This is a genomic window from Sulfitobacter sp. 1A12157, from assembly GCF_043557345.1.
Lineage (GTDB): Bacteria > Pseudomonadota > Alphaproteobacteria > Rhodobacterales > Rhodobacteraceae > Sulfitobacter.
In genome coordinates this window covers 498,966-519,733 of record NZ_JBIFFV010000002.1, presented here as the reverse complement: position 1 = coordinate 519,733, position 20,768 = coordinate 498,966, and the positions used below count along the sequence as shown (strand labels likewise).

Genomic DNA, 20,768 nt, shown 5'->3' with positions numbered 1-20,768 from the left:
CGCTTTGTGACATGCCCACCGCCCTTTCAGGTGATGTATGAACAACTGGCTTCGCAAAAATCCTCAGGTCCGCACCATTCGTGTGGCCGCCGCCGACCTCAACGGCCAAGCGCGGGGCAAGCGCATCCCCTCGCGCTTTGCCGATAAGGTCACGACCGACGGCACCCGCTTTCCCGTCTCGGTGCTGAACCTCGATATCTGGGGTGAGGATATCGACGACAGCCCGCTGGTGTTCGAAACGGGCGATGCGGATGGCGTGCTGAAACCGACCGAGCGGGGCTTCATGCCGATGCCTTGGCTCGACGCGCCCTCGGCCCTGCTGCCGATCTGGATGTTCCGCGAAGATGGCCGCCCCTACCCCGGCGATCCGCGCCATGCGCTGCGCGCGGTGCTCGACCGTTACAAGGCGCGCGGGCTGACGCCGGTCTGTGCCGTTGAGCTGGAATTCTTCCTGATCGACGATTCGGGCCGCAACCTTCAGGTGCCCGTCTCGCCCCGGTCGGGCAAGCGGCGCAAGGCGGCCGAGACCATGTCGATCCGCGCGCTCGATCAGTTCGATCTGTTCTTCACCGATCTTTATGACGCCTGCGAAGAGATGGACATCCCCGCCGACACCGCCATTTCCGAGGCGGGTCTGGGCCAGTTCGAGATCAACCTCATGCATTGCGACGACGCCCTGCGCGCCGCCGATGACGCTTGGCTGTTCAAGATGCTGGTCAAGGGTCTGGCCCGGCGCCACGGCTTTGCCGCAAGCTTTATGGCGAAACCCTACGAGGATTACTCCGGCTCCGGCCTGCACACGCATTTCTCGGTACTGGATGAAAAGGGCGACAACATCTTCGACGATGGCGGGCCGAAGGGCACCGATACGCTGCGCCACGCCGTGGCGGGCTGCATGAACGCGATGCAGGGCTCGGCGCTGGTCTTTTGCCCGCATGCCAATAGCTTTGACCGAATGGTGCCGGAATCCCATGCGCCCACCGGGGTTTGCTGGGCCTATGAGAACCGCACCGCCGCGATCCGCATCCCCTCGGGCAGCCCCAAGGCGCGGCGCATCGAACACCGCGTCTCGGGCGGGGATGTGAACCCCTATCTGATGCTCGCCGCCGTGCTGGGTGCGGCCCTCAACGGGATCGAAGATGCGCTTGAGCCGCCCGCCCCGATCACCGGAAATGCCTATGCCGCCGACTTGCCGCGCATGCCGAGCGACTGGAAAACCGCCATCGACCTGTTTGAAAGCTGCCCCCATGTCGCGCGGATCTTCGCACCCGAGATGATCCGTAACTTCGTGCTGACCAAGCGTCAGGAATTGCATTACATGCAGGAATTGACCCCAGAGGAACAGGTCGAGATCTATCTCGACACTGTGTAACAGGTGACACATGAAAATTGGCATTCTGCAAACCGGCCACTCCCCCGATGATTTCCGCGAACAGCTCGGCGACTATGGGGAGATGTTCACCAAACTGCTGGATGGCCACGGGTTTGACTTTCAAATCTGGTCGGTCGTCGATGGCATCCTGCCCGACAGCGTGACGCAGGCGGACGGCTGGCTGATCACCGGATCGAAACACGGCGCTTATGAGGATCACGATTGGATCCCGCCGCTGGAAGAGTTCATCCGGCAGACCTACGCTGATGGCCGCCCAATGGTCGGTGTCTGCTTTGGGCATCAGATCATCGCCCAAGCGCTCGGCGGCAAGGTCGAGAAATTCACCAACGGCTGGTCCATTGGCCGCACCGAATACGACATGGACGGTGAGAAACTGGCGCTGAACGCTTGGCATCAGGATCAGATCGTGGACCTGCCCGAAGGGGCGCGCGTCGTCGCCTCTTCGGACTTTTGCGCCTATGCGGCGCTGGCCTATGACGACCGTATCTGGACGGTGCAGCCGCACCCCGAATTCGGCCATGACTTCATCGACGGGTTGATCAAAACCCGTGGCAAGGGCGTGGTGCCCGAGCATCTGCTGGAACAGGCCACCGCCGCCCTGGGCGGCCCCATCGACAACCATAAAATCGCGGACCAAATGGCCGCATTCTTTAAAGACAACAGGAAAGAGAGGGCCTGATGGCCGAGGATTGGACAGAAGCACTACCCGAAGCGGCGCGCGCCTATCTTGAGGGCCGGCGTCTGGACGAAGTGGAATGTATCATCCCCGACCTGCCCGGCATCGCCCGGGGCAAGGCCGTCCCGGCGTCGAAATTCGCGCGGCAGGAATATTTCCACCTGCCTGACAGCATCTTCTACCAGACCATCACCGGCGAATGGGGCGAAGCGGCGGGCGAGGAAGGCTTCATCGAAAAAGACATGATCCTGCGCCCGGATATGGAGACGGCCACCGCCGCCCCTTGGACCGGGGACTGGACGCTTCAGGTCATCCACGACGCCTATGACCGCGAGGGAGAACCGGTGGCCTATTCGCCGCGCAATGTGCTCAAACGCGTGGTGCAGCTTTACCGCGACAAGGGGTGGGAGCCGGTCGTGGCCCCCGAGATGGAGTTCTTCCTTGTGGCCCGCAACATCGACCCGGCCAAGGAAATCCTGCCGATGATGGGCCGCTCGGGCCGCCCGGCGGCGGCGCGGCAGGCCTATTCGATGACCGCGGTGGATGAATTTGGCCCCGTGATCGACGACATCTACGACTTTGCCGAGGCGCAGGGTTTCGAGATCGACGGCATCACCCAAGAGGGCGGCGCAGGCCAGCTTGAGATCAACCTGCAGCATGGTGATCCCGTGCGGCTGGCGGATGAGGTGTTCTATTTCAAACGGCTGATCCGCGAAGCGGCGATGCGACATGAGTGCTATGCCACCTTCATGGCCAAACCCATCGCCGATGAGCCGGGCAGCGCGATGCATATCCACCATTCGGTGCTGGACGTGGAAACCGGCGAGAACATCTTTGTCGATGGCGAGGGGGAAGAGACCGCCCGCTTCCGCCATTTCATCGCCGGTTTGCAAAACCACATGCCAAGCGCGCTCGCCGTGATCGCGCCCTATGTCAATTCTTACCGCCGCTATGTCAAAGATCACGCCGCGCCGATCAACCTTGAATGGGGCCGCGACAACCGCACCACGGGCATCCGCGTGCCGCTCTCAGGGCCAAAGTCGCGCCGGGTGGAGAACCGCCTTGCCGGTATGGACTGCAACCCCTACCTCGGCATCGCCGCCAGCCTCGCCTGCGGCTATCTGGGGCTGATCCAGCAAAAAGACCCGCTGCCCGAATTCAAGGGCGACGCCTATGTCGGCGAAGGGGATATTCCGCAGGTTCTGGGCCAAGCGCTCGACCTTTTTGAGGAGGCGACAGAGCTGCATGAGGCTTTGGGCCCGGAGTTCGCCCGCGTCTATTCCATCGTGAAACGGGCGGAATATGAGGAGTTCCTACAGGTCATCTCACCTTGGGAACGTGAACATCTGCTGATGAACGTCTAACGCCCGGAGGCCCGATGAACCTGCTTTATGCCAATGACACGCCAGGCCAGTACCCCACCAGCTGGTACGCCGCCACCGCCACGAAACACGCGGCCTACCCGCCGCTTCAGGGCGATACGAAGGCTGATGTCTGTGTCGTTGGCGGCGGCTACACCGGGCTTTCCGCCGCGCTGCATCTGGCCGAAGCGGGCTATGACGTGGTGCTTTTGGACGCGCAACGCGTAGGCTTTGGCGCCTCGGGTCGCAATGGCGGGCAATTGGGCTCGGGCCAGCGCGTCGAGCAGGACGGCCTCGAAAAGATGCTGGGCGAGGACCATGCCGCCAAGCTGTGGCAGATGGGCGAAGAGGCCAAGGAGCTGGTCAAATCCCTGATCGCGAAACATGAGATTGATTGCCATCTGAAGCCCGGCGTGGCCTGGACCGGCTCAAGCGCATCTGGCGTGCGCCATCTGCACGATTATGCCGAGCATCTGCAAAAGCGCTATGGCTATGACCAGATCGAAGTGTTGGATCACGCCGCGCTGCAATCGGTCTGCCCTTCGCCCGACTACAAGGGCGGCGTGCTTGATATGGGGGCCGCGCATTTGCACCCCTTGAACTATGCCCTTGGCCTTGCCCGCGCCGCTGCCGCGGCGGGCGTGCGCATCCATGAGACAAGCCCTGCCGAGAACATCGTCGAAGGCAGCAAGGCGCTGGTGCAAACCGCCACCGGCAGTGTCAGCGCCGATCATGTGGTGCTGGCTTGCAACGGCTATCTGGGCAAGCTCAACGGCGATGTGGCCGCGAGGGTCATGCCGATCAACAATTTCATCGCCGCGACCGAACCCTTGGGCGCGCGCGTGAAAGACGTGCTGCCCCGCGACGTGGCCGTGGCCGACAGCCGTTTCGTGGTGAATTATTTTCGCCTGTCGCACGACGGGCGGCTGCTGTTTGGCGGTGGCGAGAGCTATGGCTATCGCTTCCCGCAGGATATCGCCGCAAAGGTGCGCAAACCGATGTCGCAGGTCTTTCCGCAGTTGAAAGACGTGAAAATCGACTACGCTTGGGGCGGCACACTTGGCATCACGATGAAACGCCTGCCCTATGTGGCACGGCTTGCGCCGAACATCCTTACGGCCTCGGGCTATTCCGGTCACGGTGTCGGGACCGCGACCCATGCAGGCTATCTGATGGCCAAGGCGATCGAAGGCGATGCCGCGGGTTTCGACACGATGGCCGCGATCCCGACACAGGCTTTCCCCGGCGGGGCCTCTCTGCGCAGTCCGCTCTTGGTGCTTGCGATGCTTTGGTATGCGACGCGGGATCGGTTGGGGTTTTGACTTCGCCCTAAGCGGTAGCGCGGGTTTGGTTGGGTGGAGAAGTACGGGGGCTCTGCCCCCATCGCGCCTTGGGCGCGATTCCCCCGAGGGTATTTGAGAAAGGATGAAGGGGAGGAGGGAGTGGCCTGTCGTGGAGGCATCCCCCTTGGTTTGCGCAGGCGTTTGTTTTACTATTCTGGAAATCATTATTCAGGATTTTGAAATATGGCTTTGCCCGACATGCACCGTGCCGAACCGATCCCTGCCGAAGCGGAGGCCGCCATCGCGGCGCTTTTGCAAAGTGGCGATCTTTTTCGCTATACTGCGGCCAAGGATGCGCCTGTTTCCCTCTTGGAGGTCGAATTTGCGCAGATGATGGGCAGTGAATATGCGCTGGCCGTGTCCTCCTGTTCGGCCGCGCTGTTTCTGTCGCTGCTTGCTTTGGACCTGCCGGACGCTGCGCCGGTGTTGATCCCGGGGTTCACCTTTGCCGCCGTTCCTTCTGCGGTGATCCACGCAGGCTGCGCGCCGGTGCTTTGTGAAGTGGGCGAGAATTACCGCGTGGATTTGGAGGATTTCGCTGCCAAACTGCCGGGCGTTCGGGCCGTGATCATCAGCCATATGCGGGGGCATACCTCGGATATGGATGCGATCATGGAGCTTTGCGAGGCTGCTGGCGTGCCGGTGATCGAAGACGCCGCCCATTCGTTGGGCACGCTTTGGCGGGGGCGGAAAATCGGGACGATTGGCAAGATCGGCTGCTTTTCTTTCCAGTCCTACAAGATGATCAACGCGGGCGAAGGCGGTATCTTGATCACCGATGACGCCGATCTGGTGGCGCGGGCGATCATCATGTCGGGCGCCTATGAGCATAATTGGAAGAAACACGCGGCCCTGCAAGACAGCTTTGCCAAATGGCAGAACCGGCTGCCGCTGTACAATCTGCGCATGTCCAACCTTTCGGCTGCGATCATCCGGCCACAATTGCCGCATTTGCCGCGCCGGGTGGCCGATGGGCTGCGCAATCACGATCACATGGCGGCACGGCTGGCGGCCTCCGCATTGATCGAGGTGCCGAGCCCCCTGCCCGGTGAGACCCGCGCGCCAGATTCGATCCAGTTCAATCTGGTGGGCCTTTCTGACACCAGCACCCGCGCTTTCGCGGCAGCGGCGGAAGCGGCGGGGGTGAAGGTGCAGGTCTTTGGCCAGAGCACCGACAACGCCCGCGCCTTTTGGAACTGGCAATTTATCAAAGACCTGCCCGAGCTGCCGCGCACCCGCGCCATGCTGATGCGGGCCTGCGACGTGCGGCTGCCGGTGCAATTGACACTGAAGGAGATCGACGCCGTGGCGGATGTGATCCTGGGCGCGTTGGCGGATCTGGCCGAGGCGCAGGCGGCCTGAGGCGGGCGCGCGACGCCCGCTTCTTCCGAGGTTAGTTCAGCTTTGACAGTTTGTCCTGCAGCTCTGCCAACTGCTTTTTGATCGCGTCCAGATCGTCACCCTGTTCGGCCTGTTGTTTGGGCGGCTCTGGCGTGGTTGATTTGGCCCAGCCGCCGGTCATCGCCTTTATAAAGGCTTCTTGCTGCGCTTGCATCGCTTCCATGCCGGGCATCTTGGCCATCGGGTTCATCGCGCTCATGTTTTCGATCGCCTTGGACTGGCCATCGCGCAGCATGGCGAAGGAGGCCTGCAGAAACTGCGGCACCACCGAGACATTGCCCGACATATAGCTGCGCACCAGATCGGTCAGCACATCGACCGGCAAAACGGCTTCGCCCCGGCTTTCGTGTTCGGCGATGATTTGCAACAGATACTGCCGTGTCAGGTCATCGCCGGATTTCAGATCGACGATCTGGACCTCGCGGCCATCGCGGATGAAACCGGCAATATCCTCCAGCGTGACATAATCGCTTGTTTCGGTGTTGTAGAGCCTGCGGCTGGCGTAGCGTTTTATCAGCAAGGGCTTCGGTTTGTCCGCCATGATGTTACTCCCGACCAATGGTGCTGCATCGCAGCTTAGGACAGGGACCGGCAAATAGAAAGAGCGCATGACAAAAGGGCAGGCCCGTCTGGACCTGCCCTTTCTTTAAGCATTCCGCGGCGCTGGAAAGCCCAGCCTCGGATTTATTTCACTGTCGCTTTCTTGGCGGCAGCCTGTGCGGCGGCCACGCCTTCGGTGGTGGCGGCTTTGGCGTCGCTTTGCAGGTCTTTGCCAGCCGACATCATCAGCTCAACGGTGTCCATCTGAACCTTTTTCGCGATCTCGGCGAAGGCGGCCATATGCTCGGCCGCGGATTCGGCGGAGGCGGAGGCGAAATCGGTCATCGCTTTGGCGTAATCCGTGGGCTCGGCTTTGACCTTGGTCATCTCGGTCAGGCGGGCCAGCGTCTCTTTGGTCCAGGCGGTGGAGATGTCGGCGGATTTTTCGGCCGCGTCGAAGGCAACGCCGGAGAGTTTTTCGTTCAGGGTGGCGGTGTTTTTGAATGCGTCTTGCATGGCGGCGTTATCCACCGGGAAAGCGCCCAGAACGTCTTTGAACATCGCGGTCATGTCAGGTGTCTTGGTCATGTCTCAATCCTTTTAATGCTACTGTGGCAAGGGAGCGGGGAGACCCGTCCGTTTCGCGTCTGACCACAATATAGATGCCGCAGCGCAGCATTTCAAGGTTTTTTCTGCATTGCAGCATGGGGCCGCAGGGGATTTGGATTACGTAAGGTAATCAGTCATTTGCCTTGCGGGTCACATAGCTCCCCGGGGCATCGGCAAGAATTTCCCGCCCATCGTCGCCCGGAAACCGTGCGGGAATCATCGCCCCTGCGCGTTTGGCCAGCCACTTGCCCCACCGCGGCCACCATGACCCTTCGTGAAAAGCCGCAGCCTCGCGCCATGCTGTGTAATCCTGCGTGAGATCGCCGTTCACATAGTGGCCGTATTTCTTTCGATTGGGCGGATTGACGATGCCCGCGATATGGCCCGATTGCGCCATGATGAAGGTCTTGTCCTTCGATCCCATCTGCTGCACCCCGCGGTAGCAGTCTTTCCATGGCGCGATGTGATCCGTCTCGCAGGCCACGGCACAGAGCGGCACCTCGATATCATCCAGCGTCAGCCGCTCTCCGAGCAGTTTGAAACCGCCTTCGGCCAATTCGTTGCGCTGGCACAAACCGCGCAGGTATTGCATTGCCATCTGCCCCGGCAGATTGGCCCCGTCGCCGTTCCAATAGAGCAAGTCAAAGGCCGGGGGCGTCTCGCCCATCATGTAGCTGCGCACGGCGGGGCCATAGACCAGATCGTTGGAGCGCAGGAATGAAAAGGTGCGCGCCATGACGACCGAGGGCAGAATGCCCTTATCCGCCGTCTCGGCCTCGATCCCGTCGATGAAATCATTGGTGAGGAAGGGCTGAAACTCCCCCTGATCCGAGAAATCGGTGAGCGCGGTGAAGAAGGTGGCGGATTTGATCGAGCTATCGCCACGCTTTTTCAGCAGCGACAGGGTCAGCGCCAGCGTGGTGCCCGCAATGCAATAGCCCACCACGTTGAGACGCTTTTCGTGAGTGATCGCCTTCACCTCTTCAATCGCGGCGAGGTAGCCCTCTTCGACGTAATCCTCCATGCCGATCTGGGCATAGCTGGCATCGGGGTTCACCCATGACACGATGAACAGCGTATGCCCCTGATCCACCAGCCATTTGACGAGGCTGTTCTGCGCCTTGAGGTCAAGAATGTAGAACTTGTTAATCCACGGCGGGAAGATCAGCAGCGGGGTTTTATGCACCTCTTCGGTGCTGGGCGCGTATTGGATCAACTCGAACATGCGGTTGCGAAACACCACCTTGCCCGGCGTGGTGGCAATGTTGCGGCCCAGCTCGAAGGCGCTGTCATCCGCCAGTTTCACGACCAGTTCGCCGTTATTGGCCTCCAGATCCGCGATCAGGTTTTCCAGCCCCTTCACAAGGCTTTCGCCCTCGGTCTCGACCGCGCGTTCCAGCACGTCGGGATTGGTGGCGAGGAAGTTGGTCGGCGACATCATCGCGATGATCTGCTGGCTGAAATAGACCAGCCGCTTCTTCTCGGCCGGGTCCATGTCTTGGGCATCTTCGACCGCTTGGCGCAGCGCCTCGGCGTTGATCAGATACTGCTGTTTGATGAAGTTGAAATAGGGGTGGGTCTGCCACAGCGGATTGGCGAAACGTTTGTCGGTCGGGGCGTCCTCTTCGACCGGGGCCAAACCGCCCTTGGCCAACGCCTTCTGCGCCTCGACGAAATGGGCCACCGATTTGGTCCAATAGCCCATCTGATGCTCCATCAAACGGGCCGGATTGGTCATCGCCTCGGCCCAGTAAGACTGTGCCGCCTTGGCGAAAAGCTGTTGGTTCGGACCATCGAGCGCGGGCTGATGGCCCTCGCGCTGCGCCATCACACGGGTCAGGCGCTTGCTTAATTCTTCAACCTTTTTCAAGTTTTGCGCCATACGAGACAGGGCTTGAGGCTCGGCAATCTCGGGATTTTCGGATTCTGTTGTCATCTTAACCCTTACCTCCTATCTTCGCAGGTGCAGCATAAAGGAGCCCCCACATGCGCTATATGGCCACCTACGACATGATGGAGTCCATCCGGAACACCAATCAATGGCTCGGCGCGTCTGCGCTTGCTATGGCATCCTACCCGGCTTTCTCTCTGTTTCCAAACCCTGCGATGGAATGGCTCGCCGCTTGGGGTGAGGTGACGGAGCGGACCTTTGCCCGCATGGTCGTGAAACCCGATTGGGACATCCCCCCGGTGGTCGGCCCCAAGGGGCAGGACTGTCTGGTCAGCATCGAGCCGGTGATGGAACGGCCCTTTGGCGATCTGTTGAAATTCTCGGTCCAAGGCCGCGAAGAGACGGGCCGCAAGGTTCTTTTGGTCGCGCCAATGTCGGGTCATTACGCCACGCTGCTCCGTTCCACTGTGATCTCCCTGCTGCCTGATTGCGACGTCTATGTGACGGACTGGCACAATGCGCGTGATATTCCAGTTAGCGCGGGCAAGTTCGACATCGAGGATTATACGCTCTACCTCGTTGATTTCATGCATCACCTCGGGGCGGACACCCATGTGATCGCGGTCTGCCAGCCTGCACCGCTGACGCTGGCCGCCACCGCCTATCTGGCCGAGGAAGCGCCCGAAGCGCAGCCGCGCACGCTGACGCTGATCGGCGGGCCGATCGATCCCGATGCCGCGCCCACGGATGTGACCGATTTCGGGCATAGCGTGACCATGGGCCAGCTTGAGCAGATGATGATCCAACAGGTCGGCTTCAAATACGCGGGCGTGGGGCGCAAGGTCTATCCGGGGCTGTTGCAGCTTACTTCTTTCATCTCGATGAACAATGACACCCACCGCGATGCCTTTGCCAATCAGATCACCCGCGTGGCGCAAAAGACGGCGCATGAGCATGACAAGCACAACAAGTTCTACGACGAATACCTCGCCGTGATGGACATGCCGGCGGAGTTCTACCTCTCGACCGTCGAGCGGATTTTCAAAGAGCGCGAGATCGCGCGGAATGTCTTTACCGTGGCGGGCCGTCAGGTCGACATCGGCAAGATCACCACCGTCGCCGTCAAGACGGTCGAGGGCAGCAAGGACGACATTTCGGCCCCCGGCCAGTGCATCGCGGCGCTTGATCTGCTGACCGGGCTGCCGGATGCCAAGAAGGCCAGCCATCTTGAGCAGGGCGCGGGCCATTACGGCATCTTCGCGGGCAAAAGCTGGCGCAACAACATCCGGCCCTTGGTGCTCGACTTTATCGACGCGAATAATGGCACGCCAGAGCCACAGAACCCGGCGCCCCAAACGCCCGGGCCGCAAAAGCCCGCGTCTCAGAAACCCGAGGCCAAGAAGAGCGATAAACCCGCAGCGGCCTGACCCGCTGCCCCTATTGCAGCACCAGAGGTTGATGCAGCCAGTCGCGCAGCGCGGCGGTGGTCGCCTCTGGTTGCTCAAGGCTGGGCAGATGGCCCGCGTCTTCGAGCACCGTCAGCTTGGCATAGGGGATCATCTCGGCCATGAAGGCATGGCGTTTGACCGGGCACAGCGCGTCATGCTCCCCGCATAGAACCAGCGCGGGCACCTTACATTTGCGCAGCACCGCCTGTTGATCGCGCCGCCGTTGTAGGGCGCGGGATTGGCGGACGAAGACATCGCCGCCCAGCGTCTCGGCCATCTCCATCGCGCGGGTCAGCACCTCGCCCCGGCCCTTGCCGGGGGCAAGGAAACCATTGGCCATCCGCGCCTGCATCGCCTCCCCCAGCTTGCCCGATTGCGCCATGATGATCTGCGGCTCACGGTCCGCGGCAATGGCGGGCAATTCGGCCAGCACTTGGGTCGCCAAGAGGGCAATGCGGCTGATCCGGTCGGGCGCGCGGCGCAGCAGTTCCAGCGCCACCACACCGCCCATGCCCTGCCCCACCAGCGCGAAACGCGGCGGCAGTTGATCCAACAGGCCCGAGGCGATCTCTTCGATCCGTTCGCCTTGGGTGATCGGGGCCAGCACCACGGTCCCGCGCGGGGAAAGCGCTTGGATCTGCGGCGTGAAGACACGCGCGTCGCACATCATGCCGGGCAGCAGAACGATCGGCTCAGCCATTGTGCAGGCTCCGGTGTGGTATGCGGTTGAAATGACGTGGTTTCATGCCGTCCCCCTTGGGTTTGGCGGTCTCTTAGCATGGGTGGTTTCGGGGGACAGCGGGGCGCGGCCCTATCGGCGGTTCCATGCCCGCGCCCTTGGTCAGCCCTCGGTCACCCCTTGTTTAACCCGCGTCGCCGGAGACCGCCTTGATCGCCTCCACGATCATCGCCAGACAGCCCGCGTCCGAGAAACGGTGATCGGCATCCTTGACCAGCGTCAGTTGCATGTCAGGGCTTTGCGCGTGCTCCAACAACCGCACCGCCGTGGCCGTGCTGACGGCGGTGTCCGCCGTGCCCTGCAACAGACGCACCGGGAACGGCAGGTTCAGCGGATCGCGCAGCACCAACCGGTTGCGCCCGTCCACGATCATCCGGCGGGTGATGATGTAGGGCTCCATATAGTCTGAGGGCAATTCAACCTGCCCGACCTCTTCCAAGGTTTGTTTCTGTGCTTCGGTGAACTGCGCCCAATAGCCATCTTCGGTGAAATCGGGGGCCGCGGCGATGCCGACCAGCCCGGCGACCCGCTCGGGCAGATGCCGCGCCAAGAGCAGCGCTTGCCAGCCGCCCATGGAGGAGCCGACGACGATCAGTGGCCCCTCGGTCAGCGCCGTGACCGCGGCCAGCGTGTCTTCGTTCCAATCGCCAATGCACCCGTCGGTGAATAGGCCCGACGATTCCCCATGGCCAGAATAGTCGAAGCGCAAAAAGGCCCGCCCCTCGGCCCGCGCCCAGTTTTCTAGATAGACCGCCTTGGTCCCCATCATGTCGGACTTCAGCCCGCCCAGAAACACCACGCAGGGCCCCGCCCCTTCGGTCTTGTGATAGGCGATACGCCGCCCCTGCGGCGCGTCGATGAATTTGCTGTCAGCCATGCTGCCTCCGTCTTTGGTCCAATCATGGGCATCGGCGCGGATGAGGGCAAGTCAGTCCCCGGCCAGATGCTCAACCTCCGGCAACCGATGGGCCAACAGGGCGGCGGCCAGCGCCATGACGGTAAAGAGCATCAGCGTCGCCTGCGCCCCAATCAGCGCCGCCCCGCCGCCCAGCACGCCCGCCAGCAGCAAGAGCAGCCCGATCACCGTATTGCTGACGGCAGCATAGGCGGCGCGCTGGTCCTTCGGGGCCATGTCGACCAGATAGGTCGACCGCCCCTGCCGCACGCCGTGATAGGCGATCATCAGGATGAAGAGCACCGCAGGCATCGCCCAGACCGCCTGCGCAAAGCCAAGGAACCACAGCCCCACCGCCAGCGCCATCGCCACTGCGCCGACGACACCGGTCAGCATCAGCACCCGGCGGCTCGACATATCCGACAGCCGCCCCCAGACGTAGGAGCTGACCAAGGACGCCAGCGCCGAGGCCAGCACCAAGGCTCCCAATTGGCCCAACTGCCCGCTCTCTGATGCGCCCGCGAGCACCACCAGATAGGGCGGCGCCAGCGCGGTAGATACCAAGAGCCCGCGCACCAGAATGAAAAGCCACAGATCGCGGTTGCCGCGCAGCAGTTTGAAATCCACGCCATCGGTCTTTTCGGTCTTGCTCGGCGTTTCCATGATCGTCGAGAACAACAGCGCCGCGCCGATCCACAGGGCCGCCGCCAGCGCGATTGCCGCCACGACGACACCCCGGCTTTGGAACAGGCCCGACATCAGCAGCGCCGCAAAAATCACCACCCCGACGGAGGAGACCGACCCCGCCAAGCCGGTCACCGATCCGCGCCGGGTCTTGCCCACGGTCTTGCCCAGAATTTCCTTGAACGACACCGAACAGGCCGCGCGGCAAACGGCCAGCAGCGCCAGCGCGGCGCAGACCGCATAGCCCGCCGTGGCCCCCTCAAGGCTGAGCGCGGCAAGCGCGACCAGCGCCGCTGCCACCCCCTGCCCGACCGACCCCCAGACCCAAGCCCATTTGCGCCGCGCCATGCGCTGCACCACGCCTGCCAGCGCGATCTGCGGCAAAAGCGAGCCCGCCTCGCGGATCGGCACCAGCGCGCCTGCGAAAACCGCAGGGGCGCCGAGGGCGCTCAACAGCCACGCCAAGACCAGTTTCGGGTCGATCAGACCATCGGCCACTTTGGTCATCGACAGCGACACGATATGGCGCAGCCCATTGCGCGCCTCGGCCCGCTGCGCCTTGTCGTCCAACCCCGGTGCCGGGTCGTCCGCCCCCGAAATCGTCTCGAAAGCGCGCTGCGCCGTGTCGTCTTGCATCTGACCGATCCTCGTTGTTGCCCGCCTGACATAGCGCGCCATCGCTCTGCCGCAACTTTCCCCAAGCCGCGCCCCGCTTGCATTGACAAGCCGCCCCCGCCCCGCCACATAGGCCCAACACATAACCCGCAACCGGGCGTCTCGTAGGCGCCAAACCGACGAGGAGCGCCCAAGATGGCCCAAATCTCCCTCACCCTTCCCGATGGCAACAGCCGGCAGTACGACGCCGGGATCACCGCTGGTGAAGTGGCTGCCGACATCTCCAAATCGCTCGGCAAAAAGGCCATCAGCGCCACCGTGAACGGCGCGCATTACGATCTGGCATGGCCGATCGAAGCCGACGCCAGCATCGCCATCCACACCATGGCCGACGAAGAACAGGCCAACGAGCTGGTGCGCCACGACCTCGCCCACATCATGGCCCGCGCCGTGCAGGAAATCTGGCCCGACACCAAGGTCACCATCGGCCCCGTCATCAAAGACGGCTGGTACTACGACTTCGACCGCAAGGAGCCCTTCACCCCAGAAGACCTCGGCCTGATCGAAAAGAAGATGAAAGAGATCATCAACAAGCGCGATCCCGTCCGCACCGAGGTCTGGGACCGCGCCCGCGCGATCAAGCATTACGAGGACTTGGGCGAGCCCTATAAGGTCGAACTGATCGAGGCGATCCCCGGCGATGAGCCTCTGCGGATGTATTGGCACGGCGACTGGCAGGATCTCTGCCGCGGCCCGCACCTGCAACACACTGGCCAAGTGCCGGGCGATGCCTTCAAGCTGATGTCCATCGCCGGCGCCTATTGGCGCGGCGACAGCAGCCGCGCCATGCTGCAGCGGATCTACGGCGTGGCCTTCACCGGCAAGGAGAAGCTGCGCGCCCATCTCAACATGCTGGAGGAGGCCGCCAAGCGCGACCACCGCAAGCTCGGCAAGGAAATGGGCCTGTTCCACATGCAGGAAGAGGCGCCCGGTCAGGTCTTCTGGCACCCTACCGGCTGGCGCATCTACACCACCCTGCAGGACTACATGCGCCGGATGCAGGACCGCGACGGCTATGTCGAGGTGAACACCCCGCAGGTCGTGGACCGCAAGCTGTGGGAAAAATCCGGCCACTGGGACAAGTACCAGGAAAACATGTTCATCGTTGAGGTGGACGAGGAGCACGCCCGCGAGAAGGCGGTGAATGCACTGAAGCCAATGAACTGCCCCTGCCATGTGCAGGTCTTCAATCAGGGTCTGAAGTCCTACCGCGATCTGCCGCTCCGGATGGCCGAGTTCGGCTCCTGCGCGCGCTACGAGCCTTCGGGCGCGCTTCACGGCATCATGCGGGTGCGTGGCTTTACCCAGGACGACGGCCACATCTTCTGCGCCGAGGATCAAATCACCTTGGAAACCGCGAAGTTCATTGCCTTCCTGTCCAAGGTCTATGCCGACCTTGGGTTCGAGAACTGGACCATCAAACTCTCCACCCGCCCCGAAAAGCGGATCGGCTCGGACGAGACATGGGACCATATGGAACAGGCGCTTGGCGATGCCTGCAAGGCCGCGGGCTATGACTTCGAGGTGCTCGAGGGCGAAGGCGCCTTCTACGGGCCGAAGCTCGAGTTCACCCTGACTGACGCCATCGGGCGCAACTGGCAATGCGGCACCCTGCAAGTGGACGCGAACTTGCCCGAACGGCTAGAGGCGAGCTTCATCGGGCAGGACGGCAACAAGCACCGCCCCGTGATGCTGCACCGCGCCACCCTGGGCAGCTTCGAGCGGTTCATCGGCATCCTGATCGAGGAACACGCCGGCAAGCTTCCCTTCTGGCTGGCCCCGCGACAGGTGGTCGTGGCCTCCATCACCTCCGAGGCGGATGATTATGTGGCCGAGGTCGTGGAGACCCTGAAGGCCGCTGGCGTCCGCGCCGAGGCGGACATGCGCAACGAAAAGATCAACTACAAGGTCCGCGAGCATTCACTGGGCAAGGTGCCGGTGATCCTCGCCGTGGGCGCGCGCGAGGTCGAAGAGCGCACCGTCTCGGTGCGGCGTCTGGGGCAAAAGCAGACATCCGTACAGCCGCTCGACGCACTCACCGCCGAATTGTCACAGGACGCAACCCCGCCTGACCTGCGCTAACGCGGTGTAACAAACATGCGCTCCGGCGGGTTTGCGGGCAATATGCCCCTAGCTGCCGGAGCGTTTTTGTAACAATCCCTCCCTTCCTGCACGGGAACGTTACAACTTTCGCCGGTTTTCCGCGTATATTCTGACGGGACTGTGACACACTCGCTCGTGACTGGCTTGTGAGCGAGCGGGCTGTTCTAGTAAGCCTGTCAACACCATCAGGAAGGAAACGACAATGTCCAACACACTCAAGACCGCCGCCATCGCAGGGGCCGTTGCCGCCGCGCTCGGCAGCCATGCCACCACCGCCTCCGCCGCCTCGCAAGAGAAATGCTATGGCGTGTCGCTGGCCGGTGAGAACGACTGCGCCGCCGGCCCCGGCACGACCTGCGCCGGCACCTCCGTGACCGATTACCAAGGCAACGCATGGACCCTCGTCGACGAGGGCACCTGCGCCGAGATCGACCTGCCCGCCATGGCCGACGGGACCGAGCGGACCGGCTCTTTGGAACCGCTGGACCGCGACCTGCCCGCTTGATCAAAGCGGTCCGGGCGGCACCCGCCCGGACCCTGCCCCGCCCCATGCCGGAGGCCGATATGCGCGACGATACCCCCCCTCTCACCACGCTGCCCAATGCCCCCGGGGTCGGATATAAATCCCGCCACTTCGATGGCTTGATGGCCGACCCCGGCCCGGTCCGCTGGATCGAGGTACATGCCGAGAACTACATGGGCGACGGTGGGCGCCCCCATGCGCAGCTGCGCGCCTTGCAGGAACGTTTCGCCCTGTCGGTCCATGGTGTCGGCCTGTCGATCGGCGGCGACGGCCCGCTCGACACAGACCATCTCGCGCGGCTCAAGACCCTTTGTGACCGAACCCAGCCCGCATCCTTTTCTGAACATTTGGCGTGGTCGACCCATGGGATGGAGTATCTCAACGACCTCCTCCCCCTGCCCTATACCGAGGAAACGCTGACCCGCGTCGCCGGGCATATCAATCAGGTGCAAGACGTCCTGGAGCGGCAAATGCTGCTGGAAAACCCCTCCAGCTACCTTGCATTTGCGGAATCCGACTTGTCCGAAACCGACTTTTTATCGGAGGTCATTGCGCGAACCTCGTGTGGTCTCTTGCTGGATGTCAACAATGTCTTCATTTCCGCGACCAACCTCGGGCTATCGCCGCGGGGCTACATCGACGCCTTCCCGACAGACCATGTGGGCGAGATCCATGTGGGCGGACATGACGACGACACCGACGATCACGGCGCGCCGCTGCTGATCGACAGCCATGGCAAAGCGGTCGTCGATCCGGTTTGGGATTTGCTCAGCTACACGCTGGCCCAAACCGGTCCAAAGCCGGTATTGGTCGAGTGGGACAATGACGTGCCCGACTGGCCCGTACTGCGGGCCGAGGCCAGTCGCGCCGCCGAGGTGCTGGCGTGACCGATCAGCAAAGTTTTCGCGCGGCGCTGCTTGACCCCGCGCGCCCCGCCCCCGAGGGGCTGCGCGATGGCAAGGGGCAACCGGCGGGCGCGCGCTATGGTGTTTATCGCAACAACGTTACCCATTCCCTGATCGCGGCTCTCGAAGTGGCCTTTCCGCTGGTGCGCAGGCTGATCGGCGCCCGCAATTTTGCCGACCTCGCGCCGCTCTATGTCCGGACGCACCCGCCGAAATCGCCGATGATGATGCATTATGGCGCGGATTTCCCGGCCTTCATCGCAGGTTTCGCGCCGCTGGCGAAAGTCGGCTATCTCGCCGATGCCGCAAGGCTCGACCTCGCGCTGCGGTCCTCCTACCACGCCGCCGACGCGGCACCGCTGGATCCGCAGACCCTTGAGGCGCTCTCCCCCGATGCGCTGATGGGAGCCACGCTCACCCTCGCCCCCGCGACCCGCGTTTTGCGGTCAGATTGGCCGCTTTTCGACATCTGGCGCTATAATTTTACCGATGATGCGCCCAAACCGCGCAATGCAGCGCAGGACGTGGTAATCACCCGCCCCGCCTATGACCCCGCCCCGCATCTGGCACCACCCGGCGCGGCGCAATGGCTCGGTCACCTCGCCGAGGGGCAGAGCTTCGGGGCGGCCCATGACGCGACGGTCGAGGGCGCACCTGAATTCGACCTCGCCGCCGCCCTGAGCTTTGCCCTGAGCCACGGCGTCTTCAGCGCGATCTCTGTGGAGGAAAGCCAATGACCCGAGTTCTGCGCCTTTACCGCACCGCCGCCGACCGACTGGAGGGGGCCGACTGGCTGCTTCCACCCCTTGCCCGCTTCCTCTTTGCTGCGGTGCTGCTGGTCTACTTTCTGAACGCGGGTCTAACCAAACTCGGCCCCGGCCCCTTGGGCCTTTTTACCCCCTCCACCGGCGCCTACGCCCAGATCTTCCCCCGCGTTTTCGAGGCGGTCGGCTATGACAGCGACGCGCTTGGCCTGTTTCATTGGCTCGTCGTCGTCGCCGGAACAGTGGCGGAGTTCATCCTGCCCCTGCTCATCACCATCGGCCTGTTGACCCGATTGGCCGCGCTGGCGATGGTGGGCTTTGTCGCGGTGCAATCGCTGACCGATCTTTACGGCCACGGCAGCGCCCTCGGCGCATGGTTCGACCGTTTTCCCGACGCCCATATCCTTGACCAGCGGGCGCTCTGGATCTTCTTGCTTTTGGTGCTGGTCATCAAAGGGGCCGGCCCCCTGTCATTGGACCGCCTGATTGCAGGCCGCAGTTAAAGCATCGCTTGAACGTCAGCCTCTATCTCTTTGTTCCACCCGAGGAATAGCCGATCACCCACCGCGATCAGGGGCCGCTTCATCAGGGCCGGATGGGCTTGGATCAGGGCCAGCGGCTCCTCCTTCCGGGCCGCGTCATCCAGCCCGCGCCAGGTGGTTGAGCGGGTGTTGAGCAAGGCCGCACCAAACTGCGCGTGGGCCTTTTCCAAGACCGCTGTGGGGACGCCCTCCTCCCGCACATCGACCAATTGCGCCTCTGGCAGCGCCTTTTTCGCCTTGCGACAGCTGTCACAATTTTTCAGCCCATAAATTAGCACATCCGTCTCCCTCGGCCCTGCGATCCCGCCGCGATTTACGGATCTCGCCGCTGATCGCTTGATTTTTTTCCAGTCCGCGCGATCTTTCTATTATGGCGGGTCGCAATTCAATCGCTTTCGCCATTCTGCGGGATGCAGAGACGCAAAGACAAAGGAGGCGCGGAGATTATGCCAACTGGCACCGTGAAATGGTTTAACACCACCAAAGGCTACGGGTTCATCGCCCCCGAAAGCGGCGGTAACGATGTATTTGTTCATATTTCGGCGGTCGAACGGTCGGGCCTGACCGGCTTGGCGGACGATCAAAAGGTCAGCTATGAATTGACCGAAGGCCGCGACGGTCGGCAGATGGCCACCGACCTCGCGCTGGTCTGACCGCCATATTGCAAGAAAACACCCGGCGTCCCGCGCCGGGGGTTGCTTGACAGATCAGTTATACGAACAGCCCTTGGCCCCAACCGGGCAAGGCACGCGGGCTGATCGGCGCGGTGTGACCACGCGGTGACGGCGCTGTACGGGGTGCGCTTTGACCTCAGCATAGGTCATGCTCTGGTTCGGCGTGCCGCAGCAGATCGCCCCGCCAAGGGTCACCGGCTGCAGCCCCGCCGGGCAATAATTTGCGGAACTGGGATAGGCGTAGACCTTGGGCTCTGCCGAGACCTGACCGGCCAGCCCGGCCGAAAGCAGCCCGACCGCCGCCGCAATAGCTGTGAGACGCATGATAACCCTCGTAATCATATATAATATATACGAAGAATGCCGGGACACCTTCCTTTAGTCCAGCCTTTTATGTTAAGCCCGTTTTAGTCAGCCGCGCCGGAATCGTCGCATAGCCGTGAAAGCGGATGCGCCCGCCGCCTTGGCGGGTCGTGCTGATTTCATAATCCGGGTAGCGGTTCAGAAAGCGTTGAAGCGCGATCTTCCCCTCCATCCGCGCCAAGGTCAGCCCCACGCAGACATGCGGGCCACCGGCAAAGGCCAGATGCCGATTGGGCTTGCGCCCGATATCGAATTTTGTCGGTTCCTCAAAGACGTCCGGGTCGCGGTTCGCCGCGCCGATACAAAGGTGCAGGTTGCTGCCCGCCGCGATCTCGACCCCGCCGATGGTGACCGGGGCCGTGGTCTCCCGGTTGCCGAATTGATTGGGCGAGCGGAATCGCAACACCTCTTCGATGCAAGGCCCGATCAGGGCGGGATCGGCCAGCAGCCGCGCCTTCTGGTCGGGATGGTCATGCAGCAGCGCAAGGGCGCTGCCGATCAGATTGGTCGTCGTCTCATGACCTGCGTTCAGGATGAAGATACAGTTCTGGATCAACTCAATCTCAGTCAACTGGCCACCGTCATCCCCGGCGATCAGCCGGGTCAGCACATCGGTTTCGGGATCCCCCGGCGCGGCCCGGCGCCGCGCGATGAGGTCTTGCAGATAGGCTTTGAACTCGCGCACCGCGGTATGGCCCGCCTCAAGCTCCGCCTCGCTCAAGGTCGGCTCCAGCGCGCCGAGGATCGCCAGCGACCAATCGCGAAGCGGGCCGCGCTCTTCCATTGGCACGTCCAGCAGGTTGCCGATGATCTGCACCGGGATGCAACTGGCATAGTCCTCGATCAGGTCCGGCGTGGGGCCAAGCCCCTCAAGCAGCCGGTCGACCGTGTCGATCAACCCCGGCTCCATCCGCGCCAGCGCCTTGGGCGTGAGGGCCGAGGTCATGATCCGCCGCACGCGGGTATGCAAGGGCGGGTCATTGAAAACGAGGCTGGTGGTGTGATGTTCGAACAAGGGGCTGCCGGGGCCGAATTTCGGCGCAAAGGCCAGTTTCTTGTCCGAGATATAAAGCGTGGTGTCGCGGTAGATCGCGTTCAAATCCGCATGGCGGCAGATCAGGACCGAGCCGTCAGGCTGGCGCAGCACCGGGGCCTCGCGCAGCAGGCGGTCGTAATGGGGGAACGGGTTTTCGACAAACCCTTCGGGCGGTGCGGACAGATCAAACATGGCCCGCAGTG

21 protein-coding genes are annotated in these 20,768 nt (G+C 62.6%); 12 read left to right on the top strand and 9 right to left on the bottom strand.

The window, feature by feature from the left end:
* Positions 1-37 precede the first annotated feature (37 nt).
* From ACGYLC_RS06495 to ACGYLC_RS06475, 5 genes are all read left to right on the top strand, one after another.
* Complete coding sequence (locus tag ACGYLC_RS06495) at positions 38-1,372, top strand: glutamine synthetase family protein (protein ID WP_394422231.1); 1,335 nt, start codon at positions 38-40, stop codon at positions 1,370-1,372.
* Between the two features lie 10 nt (positions 1,373-1,382).
* Complete coding sequence (locus tag ACGYLC_RS06490; protein ID WP_394400132.1) at positions 1,383-2,072, top strand: type 1 glutamine amidotransferase; 690 nt, start codon at positions 1,383-1,385, stop codon at positions 2,070-2,072.
* A complete protein-coding gene (locus ACGYLC_RS06485) occupies positions 2,072-3,433 on the top strand; it encodes a glutamine synthetase family protein (protein WP_394422230.1) in 1,362 nt (453 codons plus the stop codon). Before ACGYLC_RS06490 ends, ACGYLC_RS06485 begins: the two co-directional genes overlap by 1 nt.
* Positions 3,434-3,447: 14 nt before the next feature.
* A complete protein-coding gene (locus tag ACGYLC_RS06480; RefSeq protein ID WP_394422229.1) occupies positions 3,448-4,752 on the top strand; it encodes an NAD(P)/FAD-dependent oxidoreductase in 1,305 nt (434 codons plus the stop codon).
* Positions 4,753-4,956: 204 nt separating this feature from the next.
* Positions 4,957-6,135 (top strand): DegT/DnrJ/EryC1/StrS family aminotransferase, encoded by a 1,179-nt coding sequence (locus ACGYLC_RS06475; protein ID WP_394422228.1) that lies wholly within the window; start codon positions 4,957-4,959, stop codon positions 6,133-6,135.
* Between the two features lie 31 nt (positions 6,136-6,166).
* On the opposite strand, the gene phaR is transcribed toward ACGYLC_RS06475, so the two are convergent.
* From phaR to ACGYLC_RS06460, 3 genes are all read right to left on the bottom strand, one after another.
* Positions 6,167-6,715: a polyhydroxyalkanoate synthesis repressor PhaR gene (phaR, locus tag ACGYLC_RS06470; RefSeq protein WP_394422227.1), complete on the bottom strand. Its 549-nt coding sequence runs from the start codon at positions 6,713-6,715 to the stop codon at positions 6,167-6,169.
* Positions 6,716-6,858: 143 nt separating this feature from the next.
* Positions 6,859-7,302 (bottom strand): phasin family protein, encoded by a 444-nt coding sequence (locus tag ACGYLC_RS06465; protein WP_394400142.1) that lies wholly within the window; start codon positions 7,300-7,302, stop codon positions 6,859-6,861.
* A gap of 151 nt (positions 7,303-7,453) precedes the next feature.
* Positions 7,454-9,259: a PHA/PHB synthase family protein gene (locus ACGYLC_RS06460; protein WP_394422226.1), complete on the bottom strand. Its 1,806-nt coding sequence runs from the start codon at positions 9,257-9,259 to the stop codon at positions 7,454-7,456.
* A 50-nt stretch (positions 9,260-9,309) separates the two neighbouring features.
* On the opposite strand from ACGYLC_RS06460, the gene phaZ reads away from it, so the two are divergent.
* Positions 9,310-10,641, top strand: coding sequence for a polyhydroxyalkanoate depolymerase (phaZ, locus tag ACGYLC_RS06455; protein ID WP_394422225.1), 1,332 nt, complete (start codon positions 9,310-9,312; stop codon positions 10,639-10,641).
* 10 nt (positions 10,642-10,651) lie between these two features.
* Here the strand turns inward: phaZ and ACGYLC_RS06450 are convergent, their stop codons facing one another.
* The 3 genes from ACGYLC_RS06450 to ACGYLC_RS06440 form a co-directional block, all read right to left on the bottom strand.
* A complete protein-coding gene (locus ACGYLC_RS06450; RefSeq protein WP_271687880.1) occupies positions 10,652-11,362 on the bottom strand; it encodes an alpha/beta fold hydrolase in 711 nt (236 codons plus the stop codon).
* Positions 11,363-11,525: 163 nt separating this feature from the next.
* A complete protein-coding gene (locus ACGYLC_RS06445) occupies positions 11,526-12,278 on the bottom strand; it encodes an alpha/beta fold hydrolase (protein WP_394422224.1) in 753 nt (250 codons plus the stop codon).
* Positions 12,279-12,329: 51 nt separating this feature from the next.
* Complete coding sequence (locus ACGYLC_RS06440) at positions 12,330-13,616, bottom strand: MFS transporter (RefSeq protein WP_394422223.1); 1,287 nt, start codon at positions 13,614-13,616, stop codon at positions 12,330-12,332.
* Between the two features lie 174 nt (positions 13,617-13,790).
* On the opposite strand from ACGYLC_RS06440, the gene thrS reads away from it, so the two are divergent.
* From thrS to ACGYLC_RS06415, 5 genes are all read left to right on the top strand, one after another.
* The gene (gene thrS, locus ACGYLC_RS06435) at positions 13,791-15,737 is read left to right on the top strand and encodes a threonine--tRNA ligase (RefSeq protein WP_394422222.1); all 1,947 of its coding nucleotides are present in this window, start codon (positions 13,791-13,793) and stop codon (positions 15,735-15,737) included.
* Between the two features lie 223 nt (positions 15,738-15,960).
* On the top strand, positions 15,961-16,263 hold the full coding sequence (locus tag ACGYLC_RS06430; protein WP_067260973.1) for a DUF2282 domain-containing protein: 303 nt from the start codon (positions 15,961-15,963) through the stop codon (positions 16,261-16,263).
* Between the two features lie 59 nt (positions 16,264-16,322).
* Positions 16,323-17,168: a DUF692 domain-containing protein gene (locus ACGYLC_RS06425; protein ID WP_394422221.1), complete on the top strand. Its 846-nt coding sequence runs from the start codon at positions 16,323-16,325 to the stop codon at positions 17,166-17,168.
* Entirely contained in the window at positions 17,165-17,923 is a 759-nt protein-coding gene (locus ACGYLC_RS06420; protein WP_394422220.1) for a putative DNA-binding domain-containing protein, read from the top strand. The genes ACGYLC_RS06425 and ACGYLC_RS06420 overlap by 4 nt, the downstream gene beginning before the upstream one ends.
* Positions 17,920-18,453, top strand: coding sequence for a DoxX family protein (locus ACGYLC_RS06415; RefSeq protein WP_394422219.1), 534 nt, complete (start codon positions 17,920-17,922; stop codon positions 18,451-18,453). Before ACGYLC_RS06420 ends, ACGYLC_RS06415 begins: the two co-directional genes overlap by 4 nt.
* On the opposite strand, the gene ACGYLC_RS06410 is transcribed toward ACGYLC_RS06415, so the two are convergent.
* Complete coding sequence (locus ACGYLC_RS06410; RefSeq protein WP_394422218.1) at positions 18,450-18,770, bottom strand: ArsC/Spx/MgsR family protein; 321 nt, start codon at positions 18,768-18,770, stop codon at positions 18,450-18,452. The genes ACGYLC_RS06415 and ACGYLC_RS06410 overlap by 4 nt on opposite strands.
* 168 nt (positions 18,771-18,938) lie before the next feature.
* Between ACGYLC_RS06410 and ACGYLC_RS06405 the strand changes: the two genes are divergently transcribed.
* Positions 18,939-19,145 (top strand): cold-shock protein, encoded by a 207-nt coding sequence (locus ACGYLC_RS06405; protein ID WP_394400162.1) that lies wholly within the window; start codon positions 18,939-18,941, stop codon positions 19,143-19,145.
* A gap of 54 nt (positions 19,146-19,199) precedes the next feature.
* Here the strand turns inward: ACGYLC_RS06405 and ACGYLC_RS06400 are convergent, their stop codons facing one another.
* The gene (locus ACGYLC_RS06400) at positions 19,200-19,490 is read right to left on the bottom strand and encodes a hypothetical protein (RefSeq protein ID WP_394400164.1); all 291 of its coding nucleotides are present in this window, start codon (positions 19,488-19,490) and stop codon (positions 19,200-19,202) included.
* A gap of 67 nt (positions 19,491-19,557) precedes the next feature.
* The gene (locus ACGYLC_RS06395; RefSeq protein WP_394422217.1) at positions 19,558-20,757 is read right to left on the bottom strand and encodes a cytochrome P450; all 1,200 of its coding nucleotides are present in this window, start codon (positions 20,755-20,757) and stop codon (positions 19,558-19,560) included.
* Positions 20,758-20,768 lie beyond the last annotated feature (11 nt).

What these genes read in the sequence shown, in the direction of transcription:
- ACGYLC_RS06495 (WP_394422231.1), top strand. Translation starts at nt 38, where the DNA reads ATGAACAACTGGCTTCGCAAAAATCCTCAGGTCCGCACCATTCGTGTG.
- ACGYLC_RS06490 (WP_394400132.1), top strand. Translation starts at nt 1,383, where the DNA reads ATGAAAATTGGCATTCTGCAAACCGGCCACTCCCCCGATGATTTCCGC.
- ACGYLC_RS06485 (WP_394422230.1), top strand. Translation starts at nt 2,072, where the DNA reads ATGGCCGAGGATTGGACAGAAGCACTACCCGAAGCGGCGCGCGCCTAT.
- ACGYLC_RS06480 (WP_394422229.1), top strand. Translation starts at nt 3,448, where the DNA reads ATGAACCTGCTTTATGCCAATGACACGCCAGGCCAGTACCCCACCAGC.
- ACGYLC_RS06475 (WP_394422228.1), top strand. Translation starts at nt 4,957, where the DNA reads ATGGCTTTGCCCGACATGCACCGTGCCGAACCGATCCCTGCCGAAGCG.
- phaR (WP_394422227.1), bottom strand. Translation starts at nt 6,715, where the DNA reads ATGGCGGACAAACCGAAGCCCTTGCTGATAAAACGCTACGCCAGCCGC.
- ACGYLC_RS06465 (WP_394400142.1), bottom strand. Translation starts at nt 7,302, where the DNA reads ATGACCAAGACACCTGACATGACCGCGATGTTCAAAGACGTTCTGGGC.
- ACGYLC_RS06460 (WP_394422226.1), bottom strand. Translation starts at nt 9,259, where the DNA reads ATGACAACAGAATCCGAAAATCCCGAGATTGCCGAGCCTCAAGCCCTG.
- phaZ (WP_394422225.1), top strand. Translation starts at nt 9,310, where the DNA reads ATGCGCTATATGGCCACCTACGACATGATGGAGTCCATCCGGAACACC.
- ACGYLC_RS06450 (WP_271687880.1), bottom strand. Translation starts at nt 11,362, where the DNA reads ATGGCTGAGCCGATCGTTCTGCTGCCCGGCATGATGTGCGACGCGCGT.
- ACGYLC_RS06445 (WP_394422224.1), bottom strand. Translation starts at nt 12,278, where the DNA reads ATGGCTGACAGCAAATTCATCGACGCGCCGCAGGGGCGGCGTATCGCC.
- ACGYLC_RS06440 (WP_394422223.1), bottom strand. Translation starts at nt 13,616, where the DNA reads ATGCAAGACGACACGGCGCAGCGCGCTTTCGAGACGATTTCGGGGGCG.
- thrS (WP_394422222.1), top strand. Translation starts at nt 13,791, where the DNA reads ATGGCCCAAATCTCCCTCACCCTTCCCGATGGCAACAGCCGGCAGTAC.
- ACGYLC_RS06430 (WP_067260973.1), top strand. Translation starts at nt 15,961, where the DNA reads ATGTCCAACACACTCAAGACCGCCGCCATCGCAGGGGCCGTTGCCGCC.
- ACGYLC_RS06425 (WP_394422221.1), top strand. Translation starts at nt 16,323, where the DNA reads ATGCGCGACGATACCCCCCCTCTCACCACGCTGCCCAATGCCCCCGGG.
- ACGYLC_RS06415 (WP_394422219.1), top strand. Translation starts at nt 17,920, where the DNA reads ATGACCCGAGTTCTGCGCCTTTACCGCACCGCCGCCGACCGACTGGAG.
- ACGYLC_RS06405 (WP_394400162.1), top strand. Translation starts at nt 18,939, where the DNA reads ATGCCAACTGGCACCGTGAAATGGTTTAACACCACCAAAGGCTACGGG.
- ACGYLC_RS06400 (WP_394400164.1), bottom strand. Translation starts at nt 19,490, where the DNA reads ATGCGTCTCACAGCTATTGCGGCGGCGGTCGGGCTGCTTTCGGCCGGG.
- ACGYLC_RS06395 (WP_394422217.1), bottom strand. Translation starts at nt 20,757, where the DNA reads ATGTTTGATCTGTCCGCACCGCCCGAAGGGTTTGTCGAAAACCCGTTC.